The organism is Arthrobacter sp. H14 (assembly GCF_000520495.1).
Classification (GTDB): Bacteria; Actinomycetota; Actinomycetes; order Actinomycetales; family Micrococcaceae; genus Arthrobacter_C.
The window spans coordinates 1-11,155 of the sequence record NZ_KI914647.1; the positions used below are offsets into that span (position 1 = coordinate 1).

General features: G+C 64.1%; 9 protein-coding genes, 1 pseudogene and 1 riboswitch. Of the genes and pseudogenes, 2 read left to right on the forward strand and 8 right to left on the reverse strand.

Annotated elements, in window-relative coordinates; genetic code table 11:
* Together Y707_RS32150 and Y707_RS0109195 are read right to left on the reverse strand one after the other, a co-directional pair.
* Positions 1-403, reverse strand: a pseudogene (locus Y707_RS32150) (hypothetical protein); the annotation flags it as partial.
* Positions 404-447: 44 nt separating this feature from the next.
* Complete coding sequence (locus Y707_RS0109195; RefSeq protein WP_275451204.1) at positions 448-1,818, reverse strand: bifunctional o-acetylhomoserine/o-acetylserine sulfhydrylase; 1,371 nt, start codon at positions 1,816-1,818, stop codon at positions 448-450.
* A 10-nt stretch (positions 1,819-1,828) separates the two neighbouring features.
* Positions 1,829-1,995: riboswitch (SAM riboswitch) on the reverse strand.
* Positions 1,996-2,135: 140 nt separating this feature from the next.
* Between Y707_RS0109195 and Y707_RS0109200 the strand changes: the two genes are divergently transcribed.
* Both Y707_RS0109200 and Y707_RS24720 read left to right on the forward strand, forming a co-directional pair.
* Entirely contained in the window at positions 2,136-2,774 is a 639-nt protein-coding gene (locus Y707_RS0109200; RefSeq protein ID WP_026534863.1) for a VOC family protein, read from the forward strand.
* Positions 2,775-3,206: 432 nt separating this feature from the next.
* On the forward strand, positions 3,207-4,208 hold the full coding sequence (locus tag Y707_RS24720; RefSeq protein WP_051441829.1) for a type IV toxin-antitoxin system AbiEi family antitoxin domain-containing protein: 1,002 nt from the start codon (positions 3,207-3,209) through the stop codon (positions 4,206-4,208).
* A 121-nt stretch (positions 4,209-4,329) separates the two neighbouring features.
* Here Y707_RS24720 and Y707_RS0109210 read toward each other — a convergent pair whose 3' ends face one another.
* From Y707_RS0109210 to Y707_RS24730, 6 genes are all read right to left on the reverse strand, one after another.
* Positions 4,330-5,109, reverse strand: a complete 780-nt coding sequence (locus Y707_RS0109210; protein WP_051441830.1) for a CPBP family intramembrane glutamic endopeptidase — start codon at positions 5,107-5,109, stop codon at positions 4,330-4,332.
* A 150-nt stretch (positions 5,110-5,259) separates the two neighbouring features.
* On the reverse strand, positions 5,260-6,474 hold the full coding sequence (hutI, locus tag Y707_RS0109215; RefSeq protein WP_026534865.1) for an imidazolonepropionase: 1,215 nt from the start codon (positions 6,472-6,474) through the stop codon (positions 5,260-5,262).
* A gap of 3 nt (positions 6,475-6,477) precedes the next feature.
* Positions 6,478-7,761, reverse strand: coding sequence for a formimidoylglutamate deiminase (locus tag Y707_RS24725; RefSeq protein WP_051441831.1), 1,284 nt, complete (start codon positions 7,759-7,761; stop codon positions 6,478-6,480).
* A 13-nt stretch (positions 7,762-7,774) separates the two neighbouring features.
* The gene (locus Y707_RS0109225) at positions 7,775-9,019 is read right to left on the reverse strand and encodes an allantoate amidohydrolase (RefSeq protein ID WP_026534866.1); all 1,245 of its coding nucleotides are present in this window, start codon (positions 9,017-9,019) and stop codon (positions 7,775-7,777) included.
* A gap of 5 nt (positions 9,020-9,024) precedes the next feature.
* Positions 9,025-10,680, reverse strand: coding sequence for a urocanate hydratase (gene hutU, locus Y707_RS0109230; protein WP_026534867.1), 1,656 nt, complete (start codon positions 10,678-10,680; stop codon positions 9,025-9,027).
* A 60-nt stretch (positions 10,681-10,740) separates the two neighbouring features.
* Positions 10,741-11,155 (reverse strand): IclR family transcriptional regulator domain-containing protein (locus tag Y707_RS24730; RefSeq protein WP_275451203.1); only part of this gene is annotated, 415 nt, incomplete at its 5' end.

Consider the following 11,155-nt stretch of genomic DNA (forward strand, 5'->3'; position numbering starts at 1 on the left):
CGAAATACTCGTCGGTGTCAATCGCCCGGCCAGGGCCGACCAGCGGTTCCCACCAACCGTCCTCGTTCGACGAGCCCCGGCTGACGTGCGTGCTGCCGGTCAGGGCGTGCAGCACCAGCACGGCGTTGGACCCGTCGGCATTCAACGTTCCCCACGTTTCAAATCCGAGTACGACGCCGGGCAGCTCACCGCCTGCCTCCAGCGGCAGGGTTCCGATCGGCAACAGCTGCAACACGCCGTCGGGAGCGGCCTCATTGGGTTGGCGTTCCGCTGACGGCGTTTCCGAATCCGGGGCGCCGTCGTCGGGAAGCAGCCATAGACCACCCTGTTGTGGCCACGAACCTGCCGCTGCGCCCGCGTCGGTATGCAGCGGGGCATGAGCAGGCGCGCTGGCCCCGTTCAACGGAGCCGGCTCCTTCCATACCCTTCGCAGTTGCGACGACGTGCTCACTCTGCCTTTGCCGCCCTGAAACCAGCATCCAGGTCAGCCAGGATGTCCTCAATGTTCTCAAGCCCCACCGACAGTCTGACCAGTCCCGGTGTGACGCCGGCGGCGGCCTGCTCCTGATCGGAGAGCTGGCTGTGCGTGGTCGACGCCGGATGGATGACCAGCGACCGGACGTCGCCAATGTTGGCCACGTGCGAATGCAGCTCCAGCGCGTCGACGAAGCGCTTGCCGGCTTCCAGTCCGCCGTCGATATTGAAAGCGATGACTGCCGGAATTCCCTTGGGGCTGTAGGTCCGTCCGCGCTCGTACCACGGGCTGGAAGGCAGGCCCGCGTACGCAACGGACTCAACGGCGTCGTGCTTCTCGAGCCACTGTGCGACCTTCTGCCCGTTCTCGACATGCCGCTCGATCCGAAGGCTCAGGGTTTCGATGCCCTGGGCGATCAGGAATGCGTTCATCGGCGCGACGGCGGAACCGAGGTCGCGCAGCAGTTGCACGCGCGCCTTGAGGATGTAGGACAGATTGGCGCCGAGCGCTCCGCCTTCGCCGAGGTCGCGGCCGAAGACCAGTCCGTTGTAGGTCGGGTCCGGCTCGTTGAAGCCGGGGAACCGCTCCGGATCCTGGGTGTAGTCGAACTTGCCGGCGTCGACAATTACGCCCGCGATGGCGTTGCCGTGCCCGCCCAGGTACTTGGTCGCTGAATGAACGACGACGTCGGCGCCCCACTCGATCGGCCGGATCAGGTACGGGGTGGCCAGGGTGTTGTCCACAATCAGCGGAACGCCGGCCTTGTGCGCGACGGTGCTGACGCCCTCGATGTCGAGCACGTCCTGGCGGGGGTTCGAGACCGATTCGGCGAAGAACGCCTTGGTGTTGGGCCGGACGGCATCGCGCCACTGGTCCAGATTGTCCGGATCGGCCACGAAGGTAACCTCGATGCCGAGCTTGCGGAGCGTGTGCTGGAGCAGGTTGTAGCTGCCACCGTACAGGCTCGGACTGGCAACAATGTGATCGCCCGACACCGCGACATTGAGGATCGAGTAGGTGGTGGCTGCCTGGCCGGAAGCGACGAGCAGGGCGCCGACGCCGCCTTCCAGACTCGCGATACGCGCCTCGACTGCTTCGGAGGTGGGATTGCCGATCCGGCTGTAGATCGGGCCGAGCTCGGCCAGGGCGAACCGGTCGGCTGCCTGCTTGGCGCTGTCGAAGACGAACGACGTCGTCTGATAGATAGGCAGCGCCCGGGCGCCCGTTGCCGAATCCGGCTCCTGGCCAACGTGGATTTGGCGGGTTTCAAAAGACCAGTTATTACTCATGGAAGACTCCTGTCGATCGGGGCCGACAGAGCTTGGCTGGAACGTGCGCTCCAGCACGAGATGTGACCCGCGCTTGCACTCAACCTTCTGGCTGAATGCCAGGTCTTCACCCGGGGCACCCCACCGCGGATGGAGGGTTGCCGGTCAGCAAGCCGGGGCATTGAATCTCATTCCCGCCCGCGCGGTGGAACCACGCCGGCGGTCAACAAGACTCTGCTGACACTCATGACCTGATTCAAGTGTGGGAAATGAATCGCCGGAGGGCAAGAATATGACATGACTTGACGTAACAATTACGTACCGTGGAGGTCCTTGACCGGCATTAGGATGGCCTAAGTCGAGACGCGAATCACAACGTGTAAAGATGAACTATGCGCTTGGATCACATCTCATATGCCTGTGGACCTGACGGACTCGCCGCGACTGCTGAAAGGGTCGCCGACGCCCTCGGAATAGACGCCGTAAAGGGTGGTGTCCATCCCCGTTTCGGGACCCGGAACATGATCTTCCCCCTGACCGACGGCCATTATGCCGAGGTCGTGGAAGTGCTGGACCATCCGGCTTCGGACAAGGCGCCCTTCGGGCAGGCCGTCCGGGCCCGCTCGGAAGCAGGCGGCGGCTGGATGGGCTGGTGCGTAGCGGTCGACGACCTGACTCCGTTTGAACAGCGCCTGGGCCGAGAGTCCGTCCCCGGCAACCGCAAATTCCCCGACGGACGCGAGCTGGTCTGGCGGCAAATCGGCATCAATGGTTTGATTGCCGATCCGCAGGTCCCCTACATGCTCAAGTGGGAGGGCGACCCGGATCTGCACCCTTCCAACGCGCGGGACAATAACGTGAAGCTCACCTGCCTGACCATCGCCGGCTCCGCCGCACGTGTCACGGAATGGCTCGGGACCGACGTCGGAAACCCTCTGGACGATGTGAAGGTCGAGTGGCTCGCTCCGAACGGCACTCCCGGCATCATGTCCGCGAAGTTCGAGACCCCCAACGGCACCGTCGAGATCTAGCAACGTCACGGGGCGCCTGTACCGGATCAATATGGAGGCGAACCCGCCGATGGAGCGAACCGGCTCCACGCTGCGGGTGGATCTCGCGGTCCGTCCTCCGCGGGTCTTTCTTCCGCGACCACCCCGCCCCTGCTTCAGTCCGGGACATTTCGACATGCGCGCGCATGTCGAAATGTCCCGGATTGAAGCTTTTCGCATCTCGGGACTCCTGAACCGTTACTCATCTGCCCACTGGCACCAGTACCGGCCCGTTCACCACGCTCAGTACCTACACTGTTGTACCTACACCGTTCGCCACGCTCCTAGTTCGGACGCCTCCGCACTCCTGGTTCTTTGCCACGCTGATCGGATTTCCTCCACAGACGCTGGACTCTGATGGGTTTTCCACTTACAGGAAGATGGCGCTGTCGCTGGTCGGTGCCATGCAGCACAGTGGAATCATGGGCGAATGCGCTCATATCGGTCAGCGACTACGAACGGGCCGGAGAGAATCGAAGATCTCTCGCACGTCAGGTCCAACGTGGAGTACTGGTCCGGGTAAGGCCGGGTATCTATGCTCCTGCCCGCGAATGGCGGGACCTCACATGGTGGGACCAGTACCGCCTGAAAGTTGAAGCAGTCGCTCAAGGACCGGCATCCGATCGCGTTTTTTCGCGCCAGTCGGCAGCCTCGGTATGGGGCATTCCATTTTTCGGTGCCAAGAACCATGTCCACGTCCAGGTCGGACGGTCCACTCATGGCCGTTTGAGCGCAGGCGTCCAGAGCCACCGGGACCTGGAACTGGAATCACCGGTCAAACGCAAGAAACTGTGGGTTACTACGCGTGCGCAGACCGTCATCGAGTTGGCCCTTTCAGTTCCGTTTCCACATGCCGTCGCCGCCGCCGATCATGTGCTCAACGCAGACAGCGAGGAGTCGTTGGAGCCAATCAGTAAGAACGAAATAATGGCCATCGCGGAACGACTGAATTCAAAGGCCAAATTCGATCGGGCCTCAAACGTCATTCGGTTCGCGGACGTGCGGTCAGATTCGCCCGGCGAATCCGTGAGCCGGGCCAATATGTATCTCGAAGGGTTTGGCCAACCGGAGCTGCAGTACCGTGTCGAGGATGATGATGGGTCATTGATCGGGATTAGTGACTTCTATTGGGAGGAGTTGAGGCTGCTCGGTGAATACGATGGCCTGACCAAGTACTCCCGTAATGAGTATCTTCAGGGCAAGCTTCCACCCGACGTTCTGACCGCCGAGAAAATTCGTGAGGACGCCATGCGGATGACCGGGCGTGGGATGGTCGGTGGTTGTGGTCCGCCGTGTGGGGAGCCGGACCTGATGCGCCACCCATTCTTCCGGAGAAGCTTCGGGCAGCAGGGCTGGCAGAGGATAAGCGGAAACACTTCTGGTCCGCAGGACAGGAGTGGCGCTAGGACCTTTTAGCTTCAGGATGGGACATTTTGACATGCGCGCGCATGTCGATATGTCCCCAATTGAAGCAGATCACGAGCTGCAATTGCCTAACCGGGTCGGGCGCGGGAACCTAACCGGCGCCGGGAGGAACCTAGCGGAGGCCGAGGGCGTCGCCGAAGAGAGTGAAGCCGACGAACGCGCCGATATCCAGAAGGGCGTGCGCAATCACCAGGGGCATCACCCGGCCGTACTTCGAGTAGAAGTAGCCGAAAATCAGACCCATGATGAAGTTGCCGATGAACGGTCCTATCCCCTGGTAGAGATGGTAGCTGCCGCGGATCAGGGAGCTGACCAGGATGCTGACCAGAGTGCTCCAGCCGAACCGGGCGAAGCGGTCCAGCAGGTAGGCCACGACAATCACTTCCTCAATGACCGCGTGCCGCACGGCCGAGAGGATCAAGACCGGCAAGGTCCACCAGTAGGCGTCGAGGGCGGCCGGAACAATCGCCGTCGTAATCCCCAAGGCACGTCCGGCGGCATAGACACCGATGGTCCCCACACCGATCACCACTGCCAGCCCGAATCCCATCGAGAAATCCCACACGGGCCGGGCGAAGGTGAATCCCATTTTGCGGAAGGCGGATTTGCCCCCGCCGGTCAGGAGGAACAGCACCAACGCCACCGGCACCAGGGCGAAAAGTATGTCCAGCAGCTGGTACGTCAGGTCGAAGTACGGCCGTTCGTTGAGGACCTGGTTCATCGTCGTGGTCTGTTCCCCCAGCGGGGCCTTGGTGAGCTTGTCCAGCAGATTGACGACGGCGTAAACCGCGGATTGCCCGAGCGACAGTCCCAGCACGATCAGCACTTCAAACGTCAGCCAGCGGCGGCTTCGGGTTTCCACATAGTCGGGCGGGACAGTTTCCGTAGGCATTTATCTATCCTGCCCCGAACCAATCGGACGTGGGAAATGACCGTGGGAAATGACTGTGGGAAATGACCGTGGGAATTGCCAATGAAGTGGTCCGCTCGAATCGGGCCCGGGAAATGACCATTGGAACCGGACGGGGAGATGACCTCCGAATCAGGCCGGGGAAACAACCCGCTCGCCGGCCCGCCACACGGCATAGGTCAGCGGAATGCCCGGACGGTACGCCAGATGGGTGGCCGATAGCGCGTTGAGCATGTGCAGATCGGCGCGGTGCCCGACGGCGATGCTCCCCACCGCGCGCCGGCCGTCCGCGTCTTCGCCAGTATCGCGCCGGAGCGCCAAGGCTCCCCCGTAAGTCGCAGCCCGGACGGCTTCATGCACGCTCAACTTCATCTGCAGCACAGCGGTCGTGACGCAGTACGCCATCGAGGACGTGTAGGAAGTACCCGGATTGCAGTTCGACGCGAGCGCGATCTGGACTCCGGCGTCGAGCAATTCCCGCCCGGGAGCCAGCGGCTGCCGGGTGGAGAGATCGCACGCGGGCAGGCAGGTGGCGACCGTGCCGTACTTATCCGAGCCCGGAGTCCAGCCGGTCCAAGTTCCGGCGAGGGCGTCGACGTCGTCCCGGTTCAGGTAATTCACGTGATCAACGCTGGCAGCGGCCATTTCGACGGCGAGCCGCACTCCCGGCCCCTCCCCCAGCTGGTTGCCGTGCACCCGAAGCCCCAGCCCGGCATCCTTCGCCGCCTCCAGCACCCGGCGGGACTGGTCTGCGTCGAAGGCTCCGCGCTCGCAGAACACGTCTGCCCAGCGGACGAAGGGGGTCACGCCGTCGAGCATTGGGCCACAGACGAGGTCGAGGTACTCCTGCGGATCCATCCCGTCCGGGACCAAGTGCGCACCGAGGTAGGTGACTTCGTCGACCTGTTCGGCGGCGATCCGCGCGCTGCGGATTTCGTCATCGACGCTGAGCCCGTACCCGGTCTTCGTCTCGAGGTAGGTGGTTCCCTGCGAAACGGCCTCGTCAATCCGGGCGGCCAGCAGTCGTGAGAGTTCATCGTCGGAAGCCTGGCGCGTCGCTCCTGTGGTGACGGCGATACCGCCGGCCTGGTAGCTTTCGCCCGCCATACGTGCCTCGAATTCGGCCGTCCGGTCGCCGGCAAAAACCAGGTGGCTGTGCGAATCGACCCATCCGGGCAGCACGGCACGGCCGCCGGCATCGGTTTTGCTGTCCGCCGCCGGGGCTTCCGCTGCCGGGCCGGTCCAGCTGATACGCTCGCCCTCAATCACGACGGCGGCGTCCCGAAGTACGGTGCCTTCGACGTCCTGGGTCATCAGCTCGCCGATATTGGTGATCAGGTGGCTCATTCTCTACTCCAGTTCCTTCAGTACGGCGGTCAACAGCCGCGCCGGGTCTCCCAACGCTTCATGTATTCCATTCCGGGCAACCACTTTTCCATCGATGGTCACGGATTCGACGTCGGCGGCCGTGGCTGCAAGCGGCAGCTGGTCTGCGGCGACGCCGGCGGTGCGGATGCTGTCCGGACGGAGGTGGATAAAGTCGTTGGTCCGCGCGGTTTCCGCTCCGGACGGTGCGCTGGACGGTGTTCCTGGCTGTTCGCCGGACGGTGCGCCGGATGGTGTCCGGGAAAGGCTTCGCGCGCCACCCGCGCTGAGGGCTTCAACCAGTTCGGCCGGAGTGAAGCGTCCTCGTTCACCGCTGCGCAACCGTTCTCCGTGTTCCAGCGCGCGCATCTCCAACAACGGGTCGACGACGGCGTGCTGGTCAGTGCCCAGCGAGATTACCGCCCCAGCTTGTGCCAGTTCAAAGGCCGGGCCAATCCCATCGGCGAGGTCCGCTTCCGTCGTCGGGCACATGACGATGTTGGCGCGGGCAGCACCCAGCAACTCGATATCCCGGTCGGTGAGATGCGTGGCGTGCACGGCCGAGAGCCGCTCCGATAGCAGTCCGTGCTCGGACAGAAGCTCTGTAGGCGTCAGCCCATAAGCTCGCTGGCAGGCCTCGTTTTCGGCCGGCTGCTCGGACAGGTGCACGTGGAGTGGCAGAGATGGGTCGAGTCCCCGTGCGATCTTGGCAAGCGAGTCAGGATCGACGGCACGTACAGAGTGGATGGCGGCGCCTACATTCACGAACGCCGGGTCGTAGGTCGAGGCGAAGTCCTCCCGCAAGGATTCCAGCCGCTCAAGCCAGGCGTCGGCGTCGTCGTCGGCGAACCGGGCTTGCTCCGCGTTCAGTTCCTGGCCGATGCCGCCCTTCAGGTAGCAGGTGTCGAGCAGAGTCAACCGGATACCCGCATTCTGAGCCGCACGGGCAAGGGCGTGTTCCATCTCGTGGGCCGGATACGCCGAACCGCCCGGGTGGTGGTGCACGTAGTGGAATTCGCCGACGGCGCTCCAACCAGTCACCACCATCTCGGCATAGACGGCGGTGGCCAAACGCTCATACAGCTCCGGCGTCAATGCCGCCGAAGACCGGTACATCTGCTCGCGCCAACTCCAGAAGCTGCCACGCCCCAGGTGGGTGCGGCCACGCAGAATCCTGTGGAAGGCGTGCGAGTGGGCGTTGACGCCTGCCGCCAGCACCACGACTTCGTCTGGAGTGGCGGAGCGGCCCGTGGCAGAGACAGAATTCATTTCTGTCCGCTCGTCACAGCAAACCAGCCAACACATCGGCGAGGGCATCTGCACCGGCGTCGGCGTCCCTGCGCTCGATCGCTTCCTCGGGAGAGTGGGAGATTCCGGTCGGATTGCGAACGAACAACATCGCAGACGGAACCTTCGCCGCGAGGATCCCGGCGTCGTGACCAGCGCCGGTGGCTAGTGTTGGCGCCCCGGGCAGCAAGTCCTGCAGGGTCGACTGCAGCCGGGTGTCGAAATGGACGGTGTTGCTGTATGACTCCTCGGTCAGCGTGACGGAACAGCCTTCCTCCGCCGCGGCGATCTGCGCTTTGCCGTGAATCTTCGTCACCAGGGACGCCGTCACGGCATCATCCGGATGGCGCACGTCCATCCACATCTCAACCTTCGACGCGATCACGTTAGTACCCCCGGGAACCGGCTGCAGACGTCCGATCGTGGCCCGCGCATCATCCCGCCCGGCGGCAACCTGCTGTACGGCGAGGACTATCCGTGCGGCGGCCACCATCGGGTCCGCGCGGTCTGCCATCAGAGTGGTCCCGGCGTGGTTTCCCTGCCCGAAAACGGTGAACTTCCAGCGCCCGTGACCGAGGATGGAAGAACCGATGGCGATGGCGTTTTTAGAACTGTCCGCCGGCCCCAAATCGATCTGGCCACGGCCCTGTTCAACATGCAGTTCGACGAACTCGCCGATCCTCGCCATGGCTGTTGGATCAGGCCCGACGTGCTCCGGATTCAGACCGTTCTTCCGCGCTGCTTCGGCGAATGTCACGCCGTCGGCATCAGTCAGCGAGCGCGCCCGGTCCGGGTCGATCGAGCCGGTCATCAGCCGTGATCCCAGGCAGGCCACGCCGAACCGCGACCCTTCCTCCTCGGGGAAAACCGTCACCGCGAGCGGCCGTGTCCCACGTTCTCCGGCCGTGATCCCGCGTTCGCGCATCTTGTCGACGGCGACCAGCGCCGAAGCCACGCCGAGCGGTCCGTCGAAAGCACCGCCTCCGGGGACCGAATCGAGGTGGCTGCCCGTGACCAGTGCGCCGCCGGAGTCAGCGTTCGACGGCGGCGCTCCCCACCACGCCCAGATGGCACCATTGCGGTCGGTCTCGACATCGAGCCCGCGGCGCTGCGCCTGCTCCATAAACCACCCGCGCAGGTCCAGTTCCGCCGTCGAATACACCGGGCGACTGTAACCACCGCGGCGGGCATCGCGCCCGACATCGTCAATCGAATCAAGCAGCTCAGATACGGATTCCATAAGGCTTAGCCCTCTTGCATCGGGATGCGTACGCCGCGCTCGGCCGCAACGTCGGACGCCCGGTCGTAGCCGGCGTCGACATGGCGGATCACGCCCATGCCCGGATCGTTGGTCAGCAGGCGCTCGAGCTTTTCGGCCGCGAGGTCGGACCCATCGGCGACGGATACCTGGCCCGCGTGGATGGACCGGCCGATGCCGACTCCGCCTCCGTGGTGGATGGATACCCAGGTGGCGCCGGAGGAGGTGTTCAGCATGGCGTTCAGCAGTGGCCAGTCCGCGATGGCGTCCGAACCGTCGGCCATGGCTTCGGTTTCCCGGTACGGTGAGGCCACCGAGCCGGAATCCAGGTGGTCACGGCCAATCACGATCGGCGCGGAAACCTTGCCCTCGGCGACGAGCTTGTTGAACAGCGCGCCGGCCTTGGCCCGGTCTCCGTAGCCGAGCCAGCAAATCCGTGCGGGCAGGCCCTCGAACTCGACGTGCTCGGCAGCGGCCTTCAGCCAGGTGTACAGGTGCTCGTCCTCGGGGAAGAGTTCCATCAGCGCCTTGTCCGTCACCTCGATGTCCTTGGGATCTCCAGAGAGCGCCACCCAGCGGAACGGTCCAAGTCCTTCACAGAACATGGGCCGGATGTAGGCGGGAACGAAACCGGGGAATTCGAAAGCACGGTCATAGCCGCCCTGGCGCGCCTCGTCGCGGATGGAGTTTCCGTAGTCGAAAACTTCCGAACCGGCGTCCTGGAATCCGACCATCGCTTCGACGTGGGCCGCCATTGACGCCTGCGCCTTCTTGGTGAAACCGACCGGGTCGGCCTCCGCCTCGGATTTCCAGTCTTCGATCGCAATACCGGCCGGCAGGTAGCTGAGCGGATCGTGCGCGGAGGTCTGATCGGTGACAATGTCCACTGGAACCCCGCGTTTGAGCAGTTCCGGAAGCACCTCGGCGCAGTTGCCGACGAGGCCCACCGAAAGTGCCTGCTTGGCGTCCTTGGCTTCCTGCACCTTGGCCAGCGCCTCGTCCAGGTCAGTACTGACGACGTCGAGATAGCGTTTGGAGGCACGCCGGCGCAGTCGGGTCTCATCGACGTCGACAATCAGCACGACGCCGCCGTTGAGGGTTACGGCCAGCGGCTGGGCGCCGCCCATACCGCCGCAGCCACCGGTCACTGTCAGGGTGCCGGCCAGGGAGCCGTTGAACCGCTTCGCGGCGATGGCGGCGAAAGTTTCGAAGGTGCCCTGCAGAATGCCCTGCGTGCCGATGTAGATCCACGAGCCGGCGGTCATCTGGCCGTACATCATCAGGCCCTCGGCCTCCAGCTTGCGGAACTCCGGCCAGGTGGCCCAATCGCCGACAAGGTTGGAGTTGGCCAGCAGCACGCGCGGTGCCCATTTGTGTGTGCGGAAGACACCGACCGGCTTGCCGGACTGGACCAGCAGCGTCTCGTCGTCCTCGAGGGTCTCGAGCGTGCGGACAATGGCGTCATAGGCTTCCCAGCTGCGCGCCGCCCGTCCGGTGCCACCGTAGACCACCAGATCGTCCGGCCGTTCGGCGACTTCCGGGTCAAGGTTGTTCATCAGCATCCGCATCGGCGCTTCGGTCTGCCAGCTCTTGGCGGTCAGCGTTGTGCCGCGGGCGGCCCGTACTTCGCGTGCTCCCTGCATTGGTTACTCCTCCAGGTTCAGTGGGATGTAGTCAGTGGATGTGCTTAGTGGAATTGGTGATCAGGCGGTCGATACCGCGTAGTGGTCCATGATGGTTGCTGCCTCAGCCGCCACCAGCTTGCCGATCGCCTCGGCGTCGTCGTCGGTGATCCGGTAACTCGGCGCCACGACGCTCAGGGCGGCCACAACGCGCGAACCCATCAGGATGGGCGCGGCGATGGCGGTAACGTCCGGCTCAACCCCATTACTCACGACGACGTAGCCCTCGTCAGGCGTCGAGCCGTGCAGCACCTGCCCTGCGGCGGTGCCTTCAAGCGGAATGCTGCGGCCGACCCAGCTGGTGTGCCGGACCGAGTGCGTTCCCTCTTCGATGGCGATGTAGATTCCGGCCTCGTCCTCGGTTGGCATTTTCCGGGACGGAACGTTGAGGTACGCGGATTCGCCGGTCTGCTGCACCAGTCGTTTCATCGGCTGC